The sequence below is a fragment of the Piscinibacter sp. PDB1-1 genome, from assembly GCF_056675995.1.
In genome coordinates, this window is sequence record NZ_JBWVZJ010000001.1 from 1,437,679 (window position 1) to 1,458,685 (window position 21,007).

Annotated in this window: 20 protein-coding genes; 14 read left to right on the forward strand and 6 right to left on the reverse strand. The window is 67.0% G+C overall.

Annotated elements, in window-relative coordinates:
- Window positions 1–30 precede the first annotated feature (30 nt).
- From glpD to AC1KAR_RS06615, 9 genes are all read left to right on the forward strand, one after another.
- Window positions 31–1,644: a glycerol-3-phosphate dehydrogenase gene (gene glpD, locus AC1KAR_RS06575; RefSeq protein WP_480315726.1), complete on the forward strand. Its 1,614-nt coding sequence runs from the start codon at window positions 31–33 to the stop codon at window positions 1,642–1,644.
- Entirely contained in the window at window positions 1,635–2,705 is a 1,071-nt protein-coding gene (locus AC1KAR_RS06580; protein ID WP_480315728.1) for an ABC transporter ATP-binding protein, read from the forward strand. The genes glpD and AC1KAR_RS06580 overlap by 10 nt, the downstream gene beginning before the upstream one ends.
- Complete coding sequence (locus tag AC1KAR_RS06585; RefSeq protein WP_480315729.1) at window positions 2,705–3,733, forward strand: ABC transporter ATP-binding protein; 1,029 nt, start codon at window positions 2,705–2,707, stop codon at window positions 3,731–3,733. The genes AC1KAR_RS06580 and AC1KAR_RS06585 overlap by 1 nt, the downstream gene beginning before the upstream one ends.
- A 208-nt stretch (window positions 3,734–3,941) precedes the next feature.
- Entirely contained in the window at window positions 3,942–4,826 is an 885-nt protein-coding gene (locus AC1KAR_RS06590) for a carbohydrate ABC transporter permease (protein ID WP_480315731.1), read from the forward strand.
- Complete coding sequence (locus AC1KAR_RS06595; protein WP_480315733.1) at window positions 4,819–5,631, forward strand: carbohydrate ABC transporter permease; 813 nt, start codon at window positions 4,819–4,821, stop codon at window positions 5,629–5,631. The genes AC1KAR_RS06590 and AC1KAR_RS06595 overlap by 8 nt, the downstream gene beginning before the upstream one ends.
- Before the next feature lie 879 nt (window positions 5,632–6,510).
- Window positions 6,511–6,819 (forward strand): DUF2160 domain-containing protein, encoded by a 309-nt coding sequence (locus AC1KAR_RS06600; RefSeq protein ID WP_480315735.1) that lies wholly within the window; start codon window positions 6,511–6,513, stop codon window positions 6,817–6,819.
- A 91-nt stretch (window positions 6,820–6,910) separates the two neighbouring features.
- Window positions 6,911–8,644 (forward strand): ABC transporter substrate-binding protein, encoded by a 1,734-nt coding sequence (locus AC1KAR_RS06605; protein WP_480315737.1) that lies wholly within the window; start codon window positions 6,911–6,913, stop codon window positions 8,642–8,644.
- A 215-nt stretch (window positions 8,645–8,859) separates the two neighbouring features.
- On the forward strand, window positions 8,860–9,297 hold the full coding sequence (locus AC1KAR_RS06610; protein WP_480315739.1) for an META domain-containing protein: 438 nt from the start codon (window positions 8,860–8,862) through the stop codon (window positions 9,295–9,297).
- Between the two features lie 70 nt (window positions 9,298–9,367).
- The gene (locus AC1KAR_RS06615; protein WP_480315741.1) at window positions 9,368–9,616 is read left to right on the forward strand and encodes a DUF3297 family protein; all 249 of its coding nucleotides are present in this window, start codon (window positions 9,368–9,370) and stop codon (window positions 9,614–9,616) included.
- 7 nt (window positions 9,617–9,623) lie between these two features.
- Here the strand turns inward: AC1KAR_RS06615 and AC1KAR_RS06620 are convergent, their stop codons facing one another.
- A complete protein-coding gene (locus AC1KAR_RS06620) occupies window positions 9,624–9,968 on the reverse strand; it encodes a PspC domain-containing protein (protein WP_480315743.1) in 345 nt (114 codons plus the stop codon).
- Between the two features lie 159 nt (window positions 9,969–10,127).
- Here AC1KAR_RS06620 and AC1KAR_RS06625 point away from each other — a divergent pair, with 159 nt between their 5' ends.
- The 3 genes from AC1KAR_RS06625 to AC1KAR_RS06635 all read left to right on the forward strand — a co-directional run bounded on the left by AC1KAR_RS06625 (window position 10,128) and on the right by AC1KAR_RS06635 (window position 12,679).
- Entirely contained in the window at window positions 10,128–11,093 is a 966-nt protein-coding gene (locus AC1KAR_RS06625) for a DMT family transporter (RefSeq protein ID WP_480315745.1), read from the forward strand.
- 64 nt (window positions 11,094–11,157) lie between these two features.
- Window positions 11,158–11,538, forward strand: coding sequence for a hypothetical protein (locus AC1KAR_RS06630; protein ID WP_480315747.1), 381 nt, complete (start codon window positions 11,158–11,160; stop codon window positions 11,536–11,538).
- Window positions 11,522–12,679, forward strand: a complete 1,158-nt coding sequence (locus AC1KAR_RS06635; RefSeq protein WP_480315749.1) for an acyltransferase family protein — start codon at window positions 11,522–11,524, stop codon at window positions 12,677–12,679. The genes AC1KAR_RS06630 and AC1KAR_RS06635 overlap by 17 nt, the downstream gene beginning before the upstream one ends.
- 30 nt (window positions 12,680–12,709) lie before the next feature.
- Here AC1KAR_RS06635 and AC1KAR_RS06640 read toward each other — a convergent pair whose 3' ends face one another.
- The 4 genes from AC1KAR_RS06640 to glcE form a co-directional block, all read right to left on the reverse strand.
- Window positions 12,710–13,744 carry a porin gene (locus AC1KAR_RS06640; RefSeq protein WP_480315751.1) on the reverse strand — a complete coding sequence of 345 codons (1,035 nt, stop codon included), beginning with the start codon at window positions 13,742–13,744 and terminating at the stop codon, window positions 12,710–12,712.
- A 236-nt stretch (window positions 13,745–13,980) separates the two neighbouring features.
- Entirely contained in the window at window positions 13,981–15,213 is a 1,233-nt protein-coding gene (gene glcF / locus AC1KAR_RS06645; RefSeq protein WP_480315752.1) for a glycolate oxidase subunit GlcF, read from the reverse strand.
- A 2-nt stretch (window positions 15,214–15,215) separates the two neighbouring features.
- Window positions 15,216–15,836, reverse strand: coding sequence for a class I SAM-dependent methyltransferase (locus AC1KAR_RS06650; RefSeq protein WP_480317787.1), 621 nt, complete (start codon window positions 15,834–15,836; stop codon window positions 15,216–15,218).
- A gap of 31 nt (window positions 15,837–15,867) precedes the next feature.
- Entirely contained in the window at window positions 15,868–16,977 is a 1,110-nt protein-coding gene (gene glcE / locus AC1KAR_RS06655; protein WP_480315754.1) for a glycolate oxidase subunit GlcE, read from the reverse strand.
- A gap of 409 nt (window positions 16,978–17,386) precedes the next feature.
- Between glcE and AC1KAR_RS06660 the strand changes: the two genes are divergently transcribed.
- Window positions 17,387–18,103 carry a DNA/RNA non-specific endonuclease gene (locus AC1KAR_RS06660; RefSeq protein ID WP_480317789.1) on the forward strand — a complete coding sequence of 239 codons (717 nt, stop codon included), beginning with the start codon at window positions 17,387–17,389 and terminating at the stop codon, window positions 18,101–18,103.
- Here AC1KAR_RS06660 and AC1KAR_RS06665 read toward each other — a convergent pair.
- Complete coding sequence (locus AC1KAR_RS06665; protein ID WP_480315756.1) at window positions 18,093–18,851, reverse strand: Crp/Fnr family transcriptional regulator; 759 nt, start codon at window positions 18,849–18,851, stop codon at window positions 18,093–18,095. The two genes, AC1KAR_RS06660 and AC1KAR_RS06665, sit on opposite strands and share 11 nt — an antisense overlap.
- A gap of 120 nt (window positions 18,852–18,971) precedes the next feature.
- On the opposite strand from AC1KAR_RS06665, the gene AC1KAR_RS06670 reads away from it, so the two are divergent.
- Complete coding sequence (locus AC1KAR_RS06670) at window positions 18,972–20,918, forward strand: AMP-dependent synthetase/ligase (protein WP_480315758.1); 1,947 nt, start codon at window positions 18,972–18,974, stop codon at window positions 20,916–20,918.
- The last annotated feature ends 89 nt before the right edge of the window (window positions 20,919–21,007 follow it).

Genomic DNA, 21,007 nt, shown 5'->3' on the forward strand with positions numbered 1-21,007 from the left:
CGGTCACCTTTTCTGATCGGAGACAGATCCGTGAACGACCGCTCCACGGGCTCGGCCGACCCGGCCGCGCCCGCTGTACAGCCTGCGCCTGAGCGCGCCTGCGATGTGCTCATCGTGGGCGGCGGCATCAATGGCGCCGGCATCGCTCGCGATCTCGCCGGGCGGGGGCTCGCCGTCACGCTGTGCGAAAAGGACGACCTCGCCGCGCACACCTCGTCGGCCTCGACCAAGCTGATCCACGGCGGCCTGCGCTACCTCGAGTACTACGAGTTCTCGCTCGTGCGCAAGGCACTGGGCGAGCGCGAGGTGCTGCTCAAGAGCGCCCCGCACATCATGCGGCCGCTGCGCTTCGTGATGCCGCACGATCCGTCGATGAGGCCGGCACTGATGATCCGTGCCGGGCTCTTTCTGTACGACCACCTCGCCCGCCGCGAGGTGCTGCCCGGCTCGAGCGCGGTGGACCTGCGCCACCATGTGACCGGCGTGCCGCTCAAGCCGCAGTTCAGCAAGGGCTTCGTCTACTCCGACGGCTGGGTCGACGACGCGCGCCTGGTCGTGCTCAACGCGATCGACGCTGCCGCGCGCGGCGCGCACATCCTCACCGGCTGGCGCTGCACCGATGCGCGGCGCGATACCACCGGCTGGCACCTCACGCTCACCGACGCGCAAGGCCACACGCAAGGCTGGCACGCCCGCGCACTGGTCAACGCCGCGGGGCCGTGGGCTGCGCAGTTCCTGCATGAGCACGCGCACCTGCACGACACCAAGTCGCTGCGGCTGGTGAAGGGCAGCCACATCGTGGTGAAGAAGCTCTTCGACCACGACCACGCCTACATCTTCCAGAACCCCGATCGCCGCATCATCTTCGCCATCCCCTACGAAGGCGAGTTCACGCTGATCGGCACCACCGACGTGGAAAGCGACAGCCCCATCGGCAAGGCGCAGATCGATGCGAGGGAAGTCGCCTACCTGTGCGAGCAGGCGAGCCGCTACTTCGCAAAGCCCGTCACGCCGGCCGACGTGGTCTGGACATACGCCGGCGTGCGCCCGCTGCTCGGCGACGAGACCAGCGACGCGTCGGCCGTCACGCGCGACTACATGCTCGAGTTCGAGGGTCACGCCGTGCCGCTGCTCACGGTGTGGGGCGGCAAGATCACCACCTTCCGCAAGCTCGCCGAAGAAGCGGCAGACGGCCTGTGCAAGCGCCTGCAGCACCGCGAGCCCGCGTGGACGGCCGACGCCTACCTGCCCGGCGGCGATCTCTCGGCCTGGGTGGGCCCGCCGCAGCGGCCCGACGCCGACTTCGAGCGCTTCGACGCCGCGCTCGCGCAGCGCCACCCCGAGTGGCCCGCCGCGATGCGCCGACGCATGGCGCACTGCCATGGCTCGCGCATCGAACTCGTGGCGGGCTCGCAGGGTCTGGGCGAGGAGATCGCCCCCGGCCTGCACGAGGCCGAACTCGTCTACCTGCACGACCACGAATGGGCGCGCAGCGCCGACGACGTGCTGTGGCGCCGAACCAAGCTCGGCCTGCACCTGCGCGATGCGCAACGCCAGGAGGTCGCCCGCTGGTGGTCGGCGCGCTGGCCGGCCGAGACCCCGATGGATACCGGAGACAACGTGAGAACGACAGCATGGAGTTGACCCTGGAGCGGGTCGACAAGATCGTGGGCCCCGAGACACACCTGTACCCGCTGGACCTGTCGCTCACGCCGGGCGCTGTCACGGTGCTGCTGGGCGCCACGCAGGCCGGCAAGACGACCCTGATGCGCCTGATGGCCGGGCTTGACGCCCCCAGCCACGGCAAGCTGCGTGTGGACGGCCACGACGTGACCGGGCTGCCGGTGCGCGAGCGCAACGTGGCGATGGTCTATCAGCAGTTCATCAACTACCCCTCGATGACGGTGGCCGACAACATCGCCTCGCCGCTCAAGCTGCGCGGCGAGCGTGATGTGGCGAGCCGCGTGCAGCAACTGGCCGCCAAGCTGCACATCGAGCCCTTTCTCAAGCGGCTGCCGGCCGAGCTTTCGGGCGGGCAGCAGCAGCGCGTGGCGCTGGCCCGGGCGCTGGCCAAGAACGCGCCGCTGATGCTGCTCGACGAGCCGCTGGTGAACCTCGACTACAAGCTGCGCGAAGAACTGCGCGACGAGCTGACGCAGCTCTTCGCGGCCGGCGACTCCACCGTCGTCTACGCCACCACCGAGCCCACCGAGGCGCTGCTGCTCGGCGGCTACACCGCCGTGCTCGATGCCGGCGAACTGCTGCAGTACGGGCCGACGGCCGAGGTGTTCCACCGGCCGAAGTCGATCCGCGTCGCGCGCGCCTTCAGCGACCCGCCGATGAACCTGATCGGCGGCAACGCGGCCTCGCTCGGCGTGGCGCTGCCCGCGGGCGTGCAGCTCTCGGTGCCGCTCCCGCCGGCCACCACGTCCCACCTGACCATTGGCGTGCGCGCCGGCGCCCTGCACCTCCAACAGCGCCCGGGCGACGTCGCGCTGCCCGGCGCGGTGGAACTGGCGGAGATCTCGGGCTCCGACACCTTCGTGCACGTCGAGACGGGTGTGGGCGAACTCGTAGCTCAGCTCACCGGGGTTCACTTCTTCGAGATTGGTGCGCCGGTCACGCTGTACCTGCACCCATCCAGCGCGTATGTATTCGACGCCAGTGGCGACCTGCTGGTCGCGCCGACACGGGGGGCCGCCTGATGGCCGCGATCGACCTCGACCTCGCCCACTCGTACCGGCCGAATCCGCAGAAGGATGAGGACTACGCGCTGCTGCCGCTGAAGATGAACTTTCGCGACGGCGGTGCCTACGCGCTGCTCGGCCCCTCGGGCTGCGGCAAGACCACGCTGCTCAACATCATCTCGGGCCTCGTGACGCCTTCGCAAGGCACAGTCAAGTTCGACGGCACCAACGTGACGGGCAAGACACCGCAGCAGCGCAACATCGCGCAGGTGTTCCAGTTCCCGGTCATCTACGACACGATGACGGTGGCCGAGAACCTCGCCTTCCCGCTCAAGAACCGCGGCGTCGCGCCCGAGAGGATCAAGCAGCGCGTCGGTGCCATCGCCGAGATGCTGGAGATGAACGGCCAGCTCAACATGCGCGCCGCGGGTCTCGCGGCCGATGCCAAGCAGAAAATCTCGCTCGGCCGCGGCCTGGTGCGCGAGGACGTGAGCGCCGTGCTGTTCGACGAGCCGCTCACCGTGATCGACCCGCACCTCAAGTGGCAGCTGCGGCGCAAGCTCAAGCAGATCCACCATGAGTTGAAGCTCACGCTGATCTACGTGACGCACGACCAGGTGGAGGCGCTGACCTTCGCCGAAGAGGTGGTGGTGATGACACGCGGCCGCGCGGTGCAGATCGGCTCGGCCGACCAGTTGTTCGAGCGGCCGCAGCACACCTTCGTCGGCCACTTCATCGGCTCGCCGGGCATGAACTTCCTGCCGGCCGCGCTGGTGCCGGGCGCCCCTGAAGGCGCCACGCAGCTGGGCGTGCGACCCGAGTACGTGAGCATCGCGCCGGCTGGCGACCCGCATGCGGTGGAGGTCACCGTAACGCAGCGGCAAGACGTCGGCACCTACTGGCTGGTGACGGGCAAGGCCGGTGAGACGGTGATACGCGCGCGGCTCAGCCCCGATGCCAGCCCGCCCGCCATCGGCGAGACCGTGTGGTTCGGCGTCAAGGGCACGCACACCTGCTACTACCGGAATGAGGAGTTGGTGGCATGAGCTCGATCCATGCACAGGCCATGCACGGCTTCGATACCTCGGCCCGAACGGGGGTTGGCGTGCGCGCGCCCCACGCCCTGTCCGCGCAACCCCTGTCCGCACACCACCACCCGCTCAGCCTGGCCCTTCGATACCTCAGGGCAGGGTACGCACTACGTGCGTATCGAAGGCCCGCTCCGATGTCCACCCATCAAGGAGCCGCACAAACATGAAGCCCATCAACCAGAAAGCCTGGTTCCTCATCCTCCCCGTCATCCTGTGCGTGGCCTTCTCGGCCATCCTGCCGCTGATGACGGTGGTGAACTACTCCGTGCAGGACATCATCTCCCCCGAGCGCCGCGTGTTCGTCGGCACCGAGTGGTTCAAATCCGTGATGCGCGACGAAGAACTGCACGGCGCGCTCGTGCGCCAGATCGGCTTCTCGCTGGCGGTGCTGCTGGTCGAGATTCCGCTCGGCATCTGCCTGGCGTTGTCCATGCCCGCCAAGGGCTGGAAGTCTTCGCTGGTGCTGGTGCTGGTGGCGATCTCTCTGCTGATCCCCTGGAACGTGGTCGGCACCATCTGGCAGATCTATGGCCGCACCGACATCGGCTTGCTCGGCGCCTTCCTCGCCTGGCTGGGCATCGACTACAGCTACACCGGCTACGCCACCGACGCCTGGCTCACCGTGCTGGTGATGGACGTGTGGCACTGGACGCCGCTCGTTGCGCTGCTGTGCTTCGCCGGCCTGCGAGCCATCCCCGATGCCTACTACCAGGCCGCGCGCATCGACGGCGCCAGCAAGTTCGCCGTGTTCCGCTACATCCAGCTGCCCAAGCTGCGCGGCGTGCTGATGATCGCGGTGCTGCTGCGTTTCATGGACAGCTTCATGATCTACACCGAGCCGTTCGTGCTCACCGGCGGAGGCCCCGGCAACGCCACGACTTTCCTCTCGCAGTACCTGACGCAGAAGGCGGTCGGCCAGTTCGACCTCGGCCCGGCCGCGGCCTTCTCGCTCATCTACTTCCTCATCATCCTGCTGCTGTGCTTCATCCTCTACAACTGGATGCAGCGCGTGGGCACGCAGAACACGACGGAGGCCAGCCATGGATGAGCGCCGCTTCAAGAAGCGCACGATCTTCCTGATCGCCTACCTGCTGTTCGCCATCCTGCCGGTGTACTGGATGGTCAACATGTCGTTCAAGACGAACACCGAGATCCTGTCGACCTTCAGCCTGTTCCCGCAGAACTTCACCTGGGAGCACTACCGCACCATCTTCACCGACGAGAGCTGGTACTCGGGCTACATCAACTCGCTGATCTACGTGGCCATCAACACGGTGATCTCCTTGCTGGTGGCGTTGCCTGCGGCCTATGCCTTCAGCCGCTACAGCTTCCTGGGTGACAAGCATGTGTTCTTCTGGTTGTTGACCAACCGGATGACGCCACCGGCAGTCTTTCTGCTGCCCTTCTTCCAGCTCTACACCACGCTCGGTTTGATGGACACGCACATTGCGGTGGCGCTCGCGCACCTGCTGTTCAACGTGCCGCTGGCGGTGTGGATTCTCGAAGGCTTCATGAGCGGCATCCCGCGCGAAATCGACGAGACGGCCTACATCGATGGCTATTCGTTCCCGCGCTTTTTCCTCACGATCTTCATTCCGCTGATCAAGGCAGGGGTGGGGGTGGCGGCGTTCTTCTGCTTCATGTTCTCGTGGGTGGAGCTGCTGATGGCGCGCACGCTGACGAGCGTAGATGCGAAGCCGATCGTGGCGACGATGACGCGCACGGTGTCGGCTTCTGGGATGGATTGGGGTGTGCTGGCGGCTGCCGGCGTGCTGACCATCGTGCCGGGGGCGATCGTGATCTGGTTTGTGCGGCACTACATCGCCAAGGGCTTTGCGATGGGGCGAGTTTGATCATGCGCGTGCCCTCGTCTCCCACCCTTTTCCGCGCATCACCGATCGCTCGGCCTGCTCGCGCATCACCGCCCGCTTGGCCTGCTCGCGTATCACCATCCGCTCAGCCTGAGGTATCGAAGGCCTGCTCAGTCCGTGCCGCCAGCTGTGAATCTTGTTCACTGCGTGAGGCCGCGCCGGGATGTGCGCCCGGCGGCGCAGTTCCTTTTCTTTGCTTGCCCAAAGAAAAGGAACCAAATGAAAGGGCACCCCGTTCGCCGGTCGGCCTAGGGCCGACTGCTCTGCGCTGCTCGGTCTTGGTGGGCGGGGCAGAAACTCGCTCCGTCGCCTGCGGCGACTGCGCACAAACATCTGCCCCAAGTCAGCTATTGATGCGTGCTGCGCACGCGCCCACCAAGCCCTGCGCTGCTCGACGGCTCTCAGGGGCCCCGGAATGCCTCGCCAGCTTCGCTGGCATCGAATCCATCGCACGCGGGTGGGCCGACGCGAAGCGAGGCCCGGCTGGTGTTCGCTCTTCCCCTTCTGACGAGCTGAGCAGCGCAGGGCTTTGGGGCGGCGTGCGAAGCACGCTTCGTCAACTGACTTCGCGCCGCCTGTTTGAACGCAGCGGCCGAAGGCCGCGAAGTGAGTTGGGCGCGAGCCCCAAAGACCGAGCAGCGCAAGGCAGCCCTCGCGCAGCGAGGGCCGAGGAGGCAGGGTCGCCTTTTCTTGGTTACTTCTTTTGGCGAAGCAAAAGAAGTAACTCGGCCGCCGGGCCGAAACCCCGGCAACGGCCTCACGCAGTGAACAAGGCAGGCGAAGAGCGGCACGAGCCTTCAATACCTCAGGCTGAGCGGACTGGGATGCGCACAGCGCCAGCAAATCAAGCGGAGCACCCCCATGTTTGACTGGATGGCCTGGACCACCCCCGTCGCGATCTTCTTCACCTGCATCCTGCTCATGCTCATCGCCATGACCGTGTGGGAGCTCAAGTCGCCGACCACCAGCCGCAAAGGCTGGCTTCCGATGGAAACCACGCGAGGCGACCGGCTCTTCATCGGCCTCCTCGGCGCCGCCTACGTCAACCTCGCCTTCGTGGCGGTGAGCGAAAAGATGATGACCTGGTTCAGCCTCGAGAACGAACCCTCGATCTGGATCAGCTTCGTGGTGTCGATGCTCTTGCTCGCCCTCGTGATGCGCAAGGGATAGATCCACCAACCCGGCTTTTGAAAAGGCACCCGGCCAACCCTTCCCAACCGGCGTGTCACGCGATCAGTGGGAAGCCAACGAGGAGACAGACATGAAATTGCGCTTGAATGCCGTGGCCTTTGCCGCCGCTGCTCTGGCCATCGGTCAGAGCGCATGGGCCGGTGAGGCCGAAGCCAAGAAGTGGATCGACAGCGAGTTCCAGCCCTCCACGCTGAGCAAGGATCAGCAGATGGCCGAGATGAAGTGGTTCATCGAAGCCGCCAAGAAGCTGCAGGCCAAGGGCGTGAAGGAGATCTCGGTCGTCTCCGAGACCATCACCACGCACGAGTACGAATCCAAGACGCTGGCCAAGGCCTTCACCGAGATCACCGGCATCACGGTCAAGCACGACCTGATCCAGGAAGGCGACGTGGTCGAGAAGCTGCAGACCTCGATGCAGTCGGGCAAGTCGATCTACGACGGCTGGATCTCCGACTCCGACCTGATCGGTACGCACTACCGCTACGGCAAGATCATGAACTTGACCGACTACATGGCCGGCAAGGGCAAGGAGTTCACCAACCCCGGGCTGGACATCAAGGACTTCATCGGCACGAGCTTCACCACTGCGCCCGACAAGAAGCTCTACCAGCTGCCCGACCAGCAGTTCGCCAACCTGTACTGGTTCCGCGCCGACCTCTTCGCGCGGCCCGACCTGAAGGACAAGTTCAAGGCCAAGTACGGCTATGACCTGGGCGTGCCGCTCAACTGGAGCGCGTACGAAGACATCGCCGAGTTCTTCACCAACGACGTGAAGACCATCGACGGCAAGCCCATCTACGGCCACATGGACTACGGCAAGAAGGACCCGTCGCTCGGCTGGCGCTTCACCGATGCGTGGCTCTCGATGGCCGGGACCGCCGACATCGGCATCCCCAACGGCAAACCGGTCGACGAGTGGGGCATCCGAGCGTCCGACGACGGCTGCAACCCGCTGGGCGCGAGCGTCTCGCGCGGTGGCGCGACCAACTCACCGGCTGCCGTGTACGCACTCACCAAGTACGTCGACTGGATGAAGAAGTACGCGCCGAAGGAAGCCACCGGCATGACCTTCGGCGAAGCCGGCCCCGTGCCCGCGCAAGGCCAGATCGCGCAGCAGATCTTCTGGTACACGGCCTTCACCGCCGACATGACCAAGCCCGGCCTGCCGGTGGTCAATGCCGACGGCACACCCAAGTGGCGCATGGCCCCCGGCCCCAACGGCCCGTACTGGAAGCAGGGCATGCAGAACGGCTACCAGGACGTGGGCTCGTGGACCTTCTTCGAGGCGCACGACGCCAACAAGACGGCCGCCGCCTGGCTGTATGCGCAGTTCGTGACGGCCAAGACCACATCGCTCAAGAAGACGATCGTGGGCCTGACGCCAATCCGCGAATCCGACATCCAGAGCAAGGCCATGACCGACCTGGCGCCCAAGCTCGGCGGGCTGGTCGAGTTCTATCGCAGCCCGGCGCGCGTGGCCTGGACACCCACCGGCACCAACGTGCCCGACTACCCGAAGCTCGCGCAGCTCTGGTGGAAAAACGTGGCCGTGGCCGTGACCGGTGAGAAGACACCGCAGCAAGCGATGGACAACCTCGCCAAGGAAATGGACGACGTGATGGCCCGCCTGGAGCGCGCCGGCATGGCCCGGTGCGCGCCCAAGCTCAACAAGCCGGGCGACCCCAACAAGTGGCTGACTGACAAGGGCGCGCCATGGAAGAAGCTCGCCAACGAGAAGCCCAAGGGTGAAACCATCGCCTACGACACGCTGCTGAACGCGTGGAAGGCAGGCAAGGTGCGGTGATGAAAGCTCACCGCTAGATCGTCTTCGACCCGAAGCGGGGCAGGCGCATCGGCCTGCCCTTTCATGTGCTTTCATGCCCTCGCTGCGTAAGTGGCGAGGGCATCTTTGCGTAGGGGCTGCGCGAAACGCGGTCCGGCGCAGCAAGGGAGCGCGACCGCGCGCATGCCATGTTCGCCCGCAGGCCCTAGAGTGCGGTGTCTCCCGGAGTCGACCCCATGAAGAACACGAGCAAGTTCCTGCTGATCACCCTGTGCGCCTGGGCCATGGCCGCGTGCAGCACGCCGCCGCCCCCGGCACCCGATGCGGCGCTGGAGAACACCTACTGGAAGCTGATGGAAGTTTCAGGCCAGCCCACGCAGGTGTTCCACAACCAGCGCGAAGCCCATTTCGTGCTGCAGAAGGCGCGCAAGACCGTCGCCGGCTCCAGCGGCTGCAACCGCCTGACCGGCACCTACTCGCTCGAGGGAACGCAGTTGCGCTTCGGCCCCCTCGCCGGCACGCGCATGGCGTGCCTGCAGGGCGCCGAGCAGGAGCGCGTCTTTCTGGAGACGCTGCCCGAGGTGGCGCGCTGGCGCGTCACAGGCAACCAGTTGAATCTGCTCGACGAGAAAGGCGCGGTGCTCGCGCGATTCGAGGCGCGCTACATGCAGTAGCGGCCACCGCCCGTGCAATCCGCGAAAATCGCCCGCTCACGCAACTGCGCCTGCCCGCCAGGCTAGCCCCATGACCGACGCCACCGAACGGCCCGCCCTGCCCGACCACCTGTCCACCGACCCGCGCAGCCCGCATCACGTGGCCGCCGTGTTCGAGCACGAGATCGGCATCCGCCTGAACGGCAAGGATCGCCACGACGTGGAGGAGTACTGCATCAGCGAAGGCTGGGTGAAGGTGCCGGCCGGCAAGACCAAGGACCGCAAGGGGCAGCCGTTGCTGATCAAGGTGAAGGGCACGGTCGAGGCGTACTACCGCTGAGCTCTGCTCATGCCGCCCCGCCCGCCTGCGCCTGGCCGTAGTGCGTGGCGGGTTCCAGCGGCACCACGATCCACAGCAGCACGTACACGAAGATGCCCGTGCCGCCGCACAAGAGCAGCAGGGCCAATGCAAGCCGCCACATCCACGCGGCCACACCCGTCACGCGGGCCAAGCCGCCGCACACGCCACCGATCCAGCGATCGCTGCGGCTGCGTCGAAACGCATTGGCCGCGTCGAGCATCGGCCCGGCGCCGTTCACGATGCGTGCCTTGGCACGGCTGAACTCGGCATCGGAGAGCTGGCCGCGTTGGTGCAGGTCACTGAGCGTGCTGAGATCGTCGGCGATGGACATGAGATGGCTCCTGTAAAGGTGTTCGACATGCACAGGCTAGCCACCTGACGCACCAGCGCGAGCCCGTTGCGACAGGCTGCGCGAATGCGCGGACCAACTGCATCCCCGACCGATGTGCAGGTCGTATCCTCTGCTCCCTTCAGGGCCTACCTACACCACATGACCACCGGATTGCTCTTCGCCCTGGCCGCCGGCCTGATGTGGGGCCTCGTCTTCGTCGGGCCGCTGATGCTGCCCGAGTACCCGGCCACCTTGCAGGCGTTCGGCCGCTATGTGGCCTTCGGCCTGATCGCGCTGCCGCTGGCCTGGCTCGACCGCGCGCGCCTGCGCGATCTCGCGCGTGCCGACTGGGTCGAGGCACTCAAGCTCGGCGCCGTCGGCAACGTCGTCTATTACCTGTTCCTGGCCAGTGCAATCCAGCGTGCCGGCGGGCCGTTGCCCACAATGATCATCGGCACGCTGCCGGTCGTGATCGCCATCACCGCCAACTTGCGCGGCGGGCGAGAGGCCAAGCTGCCCTGGGCGCGCATGCTGCCCTCGCTCGCGCTCATCGCCGCCGGCATCGGGCTCGTGAACCACGCAGAGATCAGCCACCTGCATGAAGACCCCAACGCCGACATCGGCCGCTACGCGCTGGGCGCGCTGCTCGCAGTGGGTGCAGTCATCTGCTGGACCTGGTACCCGATTCGCAACTCCGAATGGCTGCGTGCCCACCCCGACCGCAGCCCGCGCACCTGGGCCACGGCGCAGGGCCTCGCGACCTTGCCCCTGGCCTTGGTGGGCTACGCGTTTGCCTGGGCCTGGAACGCGCTGCAGGGCGACCCGTTCCCCATGCCCTTCGGCCCGCGGGCGGCCGATTTCCTGTGGCTGATGTTTGCCATCGGCTTCTTCGCCTCGTGGCTGGGTACCGTGTGCTGGAACGAATCCAGCCAGCGTCTTGCGCCCTCGCTTGCGGGCCAGTTGATCGTCTTCGAGACGCTGGCCGCGCTCAGCTATGCCTACCTGCTGCGCAAGCAATGGCCCGAGTTCGAGACGCTGGCGGGCGTCGGCTTGCTGATCGTCGGCGTGGCGTGGGCGCTGCGTGCACGGCCCGAACCGCTGGCCGCCGAGGGCCACGCGAGTTGAAGCGCACCGGCATGCCTGTGCGAAGATTTCGCGCATCTGCACAGCCACTTGCGGGAGGAATCAGATGGCATTGCTGATCGTGGGCGCCCTGTTGGTGGCGCTGGGCCTCTTCGCAGGCGCGGTGCTCGTGGCCGTGCCGCTGGGTTGGGCGGGCGCCGTGGCCGACCCGACGCTGTGGCTGCTCTTTCCCCTGCTCAGCCTGACGGGCTTCGCGCTCTTCGTGGTCGGCGCCAGGAACGCGCACATCCGCGGCCTCGGCGCGATCGTGTCCGGCGCCCTGCTGGTGCTCGCAGTGGCCGCGGCAGCCGGCCTGGTGCTGCGCGCGGCTGGCATGGTGACGGCCGACTCCAGCGGCCTGTCGCTCTGGTACGTGCTGGTGGTGGCCGGCCTTCTCGGCTCCGTCGGTGCCGCCACGCGCAGCGGTCGCGTTGACAGCACCGCCTGACCCCGACGCGCAGCGCGTTCACGGCCTCGATGCCGTGCGCGCCGCCGCATTGCTGCTGGGCATCTTTCTGCACGCGGCGTTGTCCTTCCTGCCGGGGGTGGACACCAAGGTCTGGCCCGTGGCCGACGTTCAGAAGAGCGCAGCGCTGGGTGCGCTCACCTTCGTGATCCACGTGTTCCGGATGTCGGTGTTCTTTCTGGTCGCGGGTCTGTTCGCCCACATGCTCTACCACCGCCGTGGCTGGCGCGGGTTCTGGCGCAATCGCCTGGCGCGGATCGCCGTCCCGCTGGCCGGCGCCTGGGTGGTGTGCAATCTGCTCGTGCTGGGCGTGGCAATGTGGGCGCTGGCACGTACGCACGGCGGGCGGCTGCCCGACACGCTGCCGGCGTACATCACGCCGGGCTTCTTCCACCTGTGGTTTCTCTACATGCTGTTGTGGCTCTACGCGATCGCCATCGGCCTGCGTTGGCTGGGGCGCGCGCTGGACAGGCACGGCATCGTGATGCACTGGGCCGACCGCATGCTGCGAGGCGGTCTCACCTGGGTAGCAGGCTCGTTGTGCCTGGGCGCGCCGGTGGCGGCGGCATTCGCGCTTCAGCCCGGGTGGCTCGTGCTGCACGGGGTCAGCACACCCGGCTTCACCTGGCTCCCGCCGGCCCTGCCGCTCTTCATCTATGCGTACGTGTTCGGCCTCGGGTGGTTGCTCGATCGGCAGCGCGCGCTGCTGCAGGTGATCGCGGCGCGCCGCCGCGTCAATTTCGCCATCGGCCTGGTGGGCGTGGCGGTGTCGCTGCATCTGGCCGACCGGCCCGAGCTGCAGGCCGTGCTGGCCTTTGCCTATGCGGTCGCCTTGATGCACTGGACCTTGGCCTTCATCGGCACCGGCCTGCACCATTTCTCGCGCGAGAACCCGGCGCTTCGCTATGTGGCCGACGCCTCGTACTGGATCTACCTGATGCACCTGCCGCTGGTGCTTGCGCTGCAGACGGCGCTGATGCTGGCCGACTGGCACTGGGCCATCAAGTACGCGCTGATCGTGTGCGCGACGTTCGCGATCCTGTTGATCGCGTACCAGAAAGCAGTGAGGCCGACATGGGTCGGCCTCCTGCTGAACGGAAGGCGCCGCTCCCGCGGCGCCTGAGCCCGAAGGCTCTATCCCTTCTTCGTCGACTTAGAACGAGTGGCGCAGGCCGAGTTCGAAGCCGGTCGAGTTGCCACCAGCGGGCAGCGCCGGGCTCGACGCGACCTTGAAGCCTTGGCGGCCGTCGTTCGAGATGCGAGCGACCGTGGTGTACAGGGCCGTGCGCTTCGACATGTTGTAGATGCCGCCGATCGCCCACAGGTCGGCATCGTCGTTGTCGTTGTAGCCCGAACCGACGGCGCCGCCGGACAGGTCAGCCATGCCGTACGAGGCACGCAGAACGAACGGGCCGAACGGTGCGGAAGCGCCGACCGTGTACAGCAGCTCTTCGCGACCGATGAACTTGGCTTGCGACACCGAGCCCAGCAGCTTCAGGAAGCCGAAGTCCCACGATGCGCCGAGTGCGCCGAGCTTGTAGTAGTCGTCAGCCGCGTTGGCTTGCGTCTCGCCATAGGCCAGCGACACGTTCAGCGGGCCTGCGGCGTAACCGATACGGCCACCGTAGTACTTATCGCCGACATTGCCTTCGCCAGCCGCGACGGTGACGTTACCGTACACGCCGCCGAGGGTCTTCGGCAGGAAGTAGTGCACCTGGTTGTCGCCGCGAGCCAGCGTGTTCACCGTGCCGCCCAGCTTGGACTGCAGGTTGCTGAACTTGCCCACGCCGTTGTCGCCGAAGGCGTCAAAGTCGGCGATGCCGGTGTAGGTCGGCACGTAGTCGCGGCCGAGGCGCACTTCACCGATCGATTGGCTGATCAGGCTCACCGTGGTACGGCGATGCCAGAACTTGCCGCTGGAGTTGATGGTGCCGGTGTCGGGGTTCAGGCCGGCTTCGAGCCAGAAGCCTGCGCTCAAGCCACCGCCGAGGTCTTCGACGCCGCGGAAGCCCAGACGGCTGCTGTTCAGGCCGTCGGTGCCGAGCTGGTACTGGTCGAGGTTGTCGCCGTTGTCGACATAGCGGCCGTTGACGTCCACGATACCGAAGGCGGTGACAGAGGATTGAGCGGACGCTGCGCCAGCAAAACCGGTCAGCAGCGCCAGAGCGATTGCATGTTTCTTGTTCATGAGTAAAACCTCAGTGAGTTGATTGCACGATGGCCGCCCAGGCGGCCCGCGGACGAGCTTGCTTCTGTGAGCAATCGCCGATTTTGTGCATCCAATACGACAAATCAGTGCAAACCCGACTCCCCTGCCTGGAATGTTGGAGCTAGGAGACGTCAGCGCTACCCGCGTCGTGGTCTTTCACATTTCGGACACGAACCCGTGCGCACATTAGTGGGTTTGCGGGTCGCGCCAAGCCCTCACGGCAGGGCTTCGTCGATCAACTCGACCCAATGTCGCACCGGTGTCTGGGTGCCACCTTGCAGGTGCTGAATGCAGCCCATGTTGGCCGACACGATCACCTGGGCATCTGCTGCACCGAGCGCGCTGAGCTTGCGGTCGCGCAACTGCTTCGAGAGCGTGGGCTGCAGGACCGAATAGGTGCCAGCCGACCCACAGCACAGGTGGCTCTCGCTGGCGGCCAGGCGCACCTCGAACCCCAACATGGCGAGGTGCGTTTCGACACCACCGCGCAACTGCTGACCATGCTGCAGCGTGCACGGCGGGTGGAACACCAGCTCACGGGTCTTGGGTTTGCGCAGCCGGCCCTTGAGGCGCGGGCCAATGTCGGGCAGCAGCTCGCTCAGGTCGCGCGTGAGCTCGCTGATGCGCTGCGCCTTCTCGGCATAGGCGGAGTCGTGCGCGAGCGCGCGGCCGTACTCCTTCACGGTGACACCACAACCCGATGCGTTCATCACGATGGCCTCGACCTTGCCCGAGACCACCATCGGCCACCACGCGTCGATGTTGCGGCGCATGTCGACCAAGCCGCCCTCGGTGTCGGCCAGGTGAGTGCGGATCGCCCCGCAGCAGCCGGCGTCGTCGGCCACCAGGGTCTGGATGCCGGCGGCATCGAGTACGCGCGCCGTGGCACTGTTGATGTTCGGGGCCATCGCCGGCTGCACGCAGCCCATCAGCAGCAGCACCTTGCGGGCATGCTCGCGCGTGGGCCACTGGTGCGCGCGCGCTGGGGCGGGCTCGGGCACCTTGTCCTTGAGCACCGCAGGCAGCAGGGGCCGCAACTTCTGCCCGAGCTTGAGGGCCGGCGCGAAAGCCGCCGAGGTCATCCCGGTCTTGAGCAACCAGCGCACCGCCCTGTCCTTCGCAGGCCGCTGGACACGCTCCTCGACGATGTGGCGCCCGATGTCGACCAGCTGCCCATACTGCACGCCCGAGGGGCAGGTGCTTTCGCAGTTGCGGCAGGTGAGGCAGCGGTCGAGATGCAGTTGCGTGCTCTGCGTGACCGGCTCGCCTTCGAGCACCTGCTTGATGAGGTAGATGCGCCCGCGCGGGCCGTCGAGTTCGTCGCCCAGCAGCTGGTAGGTCGGGCAGGTGGCAGTGCAAAAGCCGCAGTGCACGCACTTGCGCAGGATGGCCTCGGCGGCATCGCCTTCGCGCGTGCCCTTGAACTCGGGGGAGAGTTTGGTTTGCATGGTCAGACGGTGTAAACGCACGCCCAGAAGTACTGCCACTGCTTCCACTCGGCACGTGCACCCAGCAGCTGCCGCATGGAGGGCTCGTCAGGAAAGTTCTTCAGCACCTCGTGTGTGCTGCCGTCGGCGAGGCGGCGGGCCTGATAGCTGTTGCCATGCGCGTCACGCCGCGTGATGGGTGTGCTGCTGCCCTCGACATACAGGTTGTCGATGAGCACCACGCGCGCGCCGGGCTGCAGGCACGCGTGCAACCCGCGCAGCCACTCGCCGCTGCGCTCGACGGGCACATGCGACCACCAGAATCCCGCGAAGGCGGCGTCGAACCGCCCCGTGAAGCGCAGCGCGTATGCATCGGCGCGCTGAAAGTTAACTCGCGCGTGCGGCAGTGGTTTGGTTCGCGCAATGGCCAGCACTTCTTCATTGAAGTCGGTCGCCGTCCAGGCCTCACATTGCGTCGCCGCATGCGGCGTCCAATAGCCCGTGCCGCAGGCGATCTCCAACACGTTGCGCCCGGCAAACTGGGTCGGCAGCCAGGCCTTCAGGGCCGCGATGTCCGCCTGCCGCTCGGGCTTGTCGTAGATGCGCTCGTACTCGCTCGCCCGCTGCGCGTAGTAGCGTTGCATGCTCTCGGCGGTGGCGTGCGGGCTCATCGAATCACAAGCCCGGGTAGAGCCGGCCGGGGTTGAAGATGCCGCTCGGGTCGAAGGATTTCTTCAACTCGCGGTGGATGCGATCGAGCGGCGGCTTGAGCGGTGCGAAGGCGCCGCCGTGCTTGTGCTGCCCCATGAAGAGCGTGGCGTGGCCGCCTGCGCGCGCCGCGGCCTCGCGCACCTTGGCGGCCGAGGCCGAAGTGCACAGCCAGCGCTGCGCGCCGTGCCACTCGATGAGCTGCTCACCAGGCAGGATCAGCGGGCGGGCGGTTTGCGGCACCGACACGCGCCACAGCGCCACGCTGCCGCCGGCCACGGCCTTTTGGGCCTTGGTGAAGTATTCGTCGGTGTGGTTGCGCAGGCCGTCCCAGAAGGGGCTCGCGTGCGCGGGCTCGATCACGTCGCCGCCGAGCGTGTTGATGGCGGCCTGCACCGCCGCAAGCGCGCCACGCAGGCGCACGAGCAAGCTGCCGTCCCACCACGCGCTGGCGTTCAGCGGCAGCGGTTGGCCACCCCACGTGTTGAGTTTGTCGAGCGCGGCCACCTGCTCCATCTGGAAGCGCAGCGTGGCCGTGGCAGGTGCGATCGGCAAGACCTTGAGCGACACCTCGAGCACCACGCCCAGCGTCCCCATCGAACCCGCCAACAGGCGCGAGACGTCGTATCCCGCCACATTCTTCATCACCTGCCCGCCGAAGCTCAGCACTTCGCCCTGGCCATTGAGCAGGCTCGCACCGAGCACGTAGTCACGCACGGCGCCCACTGACGCGCGCGAGGGGCCCGACAGCCCTGCAGCCACCATGCCGCCCACCGTGGCGGCCGTGCTCATGTGGGTGACGAAATGCGGCGGCTCGAAAGGCAGGCACTGCCCCCGTTCCGCCAGCACCGATTCGAGCTCGATCAGCGGTGTTCCGGCGCGGGCGGTGATCACGAGTTCGCTCGGCTCGTAGCTGGAGATGCCGCGCAGCTCGGAGGTGTCGAGCCGCTCTCCTTGCGCCGCCTCGCCGTAGAAGCTCTTGCTGCCACCACCGCAGATGTTGAGCGCCGTACCGGCGGCACGGGCGGTGTTCACGTGGTCGATGAGACGCTGCAGCGCGGGGTCGTTGTCGTTCATTGAAAAGCGTTGTCCGGAGGGGGTCGCGCCAGGGCGATGGTAGCGGCCGCAGCCGGATGGCGCGTTGCGGCAGACCCGGAGTCGGCCCGCGAGCGCACGGCACGAGGCGGCGACAAGGGCTTCGATGAACTGACACCGTCTGCGGCGAAGATCGCCCGATGAACGACGACACCTCACCCTTCCTCACGCCACAGTCCTGGCGCCCGCTCGACCCCGACTACCGCAACCGCCGCGGCTATGACCTCGGCTTCCTCGGCCCGGCCGTGCCGCTGCCCGCGCTCGAAGCTGCTGCAGCGGCTTCGAGCGCGCCAGCACCTCTGCCGTACGAGCACTTCAGCATCCTGATGAACCCCCGGCGACGCCTCGCGTACTGGGCCGCCGTCAACATCGATGGTGCCCAGGACGCCATCTGGGTGACCGCAAGCGCGACGCATGGTGGTTCGACGAGCGCGCGGCGCCTTCCACGCAGATTGGCGATGACTTCTATCGCGGCTCCGGCTTCCAGCGCGGCCACCTCGTGCGCCGGCTCGATCCGGCCTGGGGTGACAGCGACGCGCAATCGGCTCGTGGCGAAGCCGACACCTTCCACTGGACCAACTGCTCGCCGCAGATGCCAGTGCTCAACACCGACTGGTGGCTGCAGATCGAGAACCACGTGCTGCAGACCGCCAACGCGCAGGACCACAGGGTGAGCGTGTTCTCGGGCTGCCTGTTCGCAGGCGACGACCCGCTCTACCGCGGCGTGCAGATTCCGCTCGCGTTCTGGAAGGTCATCGCATGGGTCACGGCAGCACCACCGGTCGCCGCGCCTGCGGCCACGTCACTGCGCTCGCTCGCCTTCCTGGTCGGGCAAGACGACGCCGTGGCCGCGCTCATCCGCCAGCGCGGCGATCACGCGAAGCCCCAGGCGCACCGCTTCGACGACGTGCCCGAGCCCATCCAGGCCTACCAGACGACCGTGGCCGACCTGGAGCGCGAGGTGCAGTGCAGCTTCGGCCCGCTGGCAAGCGGCGACGTGGATGTCTACGCGCGACACCAACATGCGGCGCGCCCGGCCACCGCGGCTGGGCCGTGGGCCGCCCCCAGGCGCCTGCTCGGCAGCCCGGGCGAACTGATCACTTCGTGACGCCGCCTTCGGGGATGGTCTGGCGCCGCAGGCCTTCGAGATCGAGCACACGCAGCCCGCCGTATTCGATGCGGATCAGATCCACGGCCTGCAAGACATGCAGCGCCTCGTTGACCCGCTGGCGCGACAGGCCGACCAGGTAGCCCAGCTCCTGCTGCGTGATCTTCAGCAGCGAGCCCACGCCCGGGTAGAGCGTGGGGTGAAAGAGCGCGGCCAGGCTGCGCGCCACGCGCACGTCGGGGTCGTTCATGCGGTCGATCTCGCGCGCGGCGATGAACTGGCCGAGCCGCTCGTTGAGTTGCTGCATCACGAAGCGGTTGAACGGGATGCTGCGGTCGATCAGCCAGTGAAACGTCTCGACGCGGATGCCCGCGACCACGCTCTTGCGCAAGGCCTGGATGTTGTAGCGGTACACCTCGCGCTTGAGCACGGTGCCTTCACCGAACCAACCGCCCGGCGGCACGCCGGTGAAGGTGATGGGCACGCCGCGGCTGGAGTCGTTGCTCATCTTCAAGAGACCATCGATCACGCCGAACCAGTAGGTGGCGGGCCGGCCCACGCGGCACAGCAGCTCGCCGGTGGCGACGTTCACCACGCGCAGGTCTTCGACGGCACGTGCGCGCTCGTCGGCCTGCAAGGTCTGGAGCCATGGGATGCCCTCCAGCTCCGGGATGCTGGGCGGCCGCGCGCGCGACGCCAGCGCGGCCGCACCGGGTTGGCCGCTGGTTTCGGGGCGGGTGTTGCTCATGGCGGGGGCCGCGGGTAAGAACCGGGGAGGAGTGTCCCTAGGATTGTCGTTAGAACGACACCGCGACGTCAAACTTCTTCTTACAGTCCGGCCCACAAGGACCCAGGAGACCGCGCTGTGGTGACCACGACCTTTCCGCAACTGATGCTGGAGCACGCCGCCCGCAGGCCGCACGCTCCTGCCTTGCGCGAGAAGGAGTTCGGCATCTGGCAGACGCTCACCTGGCAGGGGCTCGCGCAACTCGTGCGCGATCTGGCGGGGGGGTTCGCCGCCGCCGGCCTGCAACGCGGGCAGCATGTGGTCGTCGTCGGCGAGAACCGCCCGCGCCTGTATGCCTGCATGCTCGCCGCGCAGTCGCTGGGGGCCGTTCCCGTGCCGCTGTACCAGGACGCGGTGGCTACCGAGTACGTGTTCCCGATTGCCAATGCCGAAGTCGCATTCGCCGTGGTCGAAGACCAGGAGCAGGTCGACAAGATGCTCGAAGTGCGCGAGCAGCACCCTGGCCTGGCGCGCATCTGGTTCGACGACCCGCGCGGTTTGCGCAACTACAGCGAGCCCGGCCTGGACGCGATCGACGCGCTCGTCGACGCCGGCCGTGCCTTCAATGCGAGCCACGCGGGCTTCTTCGATGCCGAAGTCGCCAAGGCGCAGAGTGGCGACGTGGCGGCGATGTTCTTCACCTCGGGCACCACCGGCAACCCCAAGGGCGTGGTGCACACCCACGCCTCGCTGATCGACCGTGCCCAGGCCGGCGCGCGTTTCGATGCGCTGACCGACAAGGAAGAAGTGCTGGCCTACATGCCGCTCGCGTGGATCGGGCAGAACGTGTTCTCGTACGCGCAGTGGCTGGCCTGCGGCTACGTGGTGAACTGCCCGGAAAGCGCCGCCACGGTGAGCATCGACCTGCGCGAGGTCGGCCCCACGTACTACTTCGCGCCGCCGCGCATCTTCGAAGGCCTGCTCACCAGCGTGATGATTCGCATGGAAGACGCATCGGCCCCCAAGCGCTGGCTGTTCCAGCGATGCATGGCATTGGCGCGACGCGTGGGCCCGGCGCTGATGGACGGCCAGCCGGTGGGCTTGGTCGACCGCGCGCTTTATGCGCTCGGCAACCTCGCCATCTACGGCCCGCTGCGCAACACGCTGGGCTTCAGCCGCGTGCGCGTGGCCTACACCGCGGGCGAGGCGATCGGGCCTGACCTCTTCACTTTCTACCGCTCGATCGGCATCAACCTGAAGCAGCTCTACGGCTCGACCGAGACTGCCGTCTTCGTGTGCCTGCAGCCCGACGACCAGGCTCGCGCCGACACCGTGGGCGTGCCGATCGAGGGCGTGGAGATCCAGGTCGCCGACAACGGCGAGATCCTGGTGCGCTCTTCCGGCCTCTTGCGCGGCTACTACAAGAACGAGGCCGCCACCGCCGAGGTGCTCGACGCCTCCGGCTGGTACCACACGGGCGACGCCGGCTTCCTGGACGCGGCCGGGCATCTGAAGATCATCGACCGCGCCAAGGACGTGGGGCGCATCGGCAGCGGGCCGAACGCCGGCGCCATGTTCGCGCCCAAGTATGTGGAGAACAAACTGAAGTTCTTCCCGCACATCAAGGAGGCCGTGGCCTTCGGCGATGGGCGTGACAAAGTCTGCGCCTTCGTCAACATCGACATTGACGCCGTGGGCAACTGGGCCGAGCGACGCAACCTGCCTTACGCGGGCTACACCGACCTGGCGCAAAAGCCCGAGGTGTACGAACTGGTGCGCGATTGCATCGAGAAGGTCAACGCGGATCTGGCCACCGACGACAAGCTGGCCGGCAGCCAGATCAGCCGCTTCCTGATCCTGCACAAGGAGCTCGATGCCGACGACGGTGAGCTCACCCGCACACGCAAAGTGCGGCGCGGCTTCATCGGCGAGCGCTACCAGGTGCTGGTGGATGCGCTTTACAGCGGCAAGGCCTCGCAGTTCATCGAGACGGCGGTGAAGTTCGAGGACGGACGCAGCGGCGTGGTGTCGGCGGACTTGCGGATCGTGGATGCGAAGACGTTTCCTGCATTGAAGAGGGTCGCATGAGAAAGGCCGCTCAGCCTGAGGTATCGAAGGCCCGCTCAGGCCGTGCCGGGCTTCGATACCTCAGCCTGAGCGGTCTGTGGCGTGCGCCG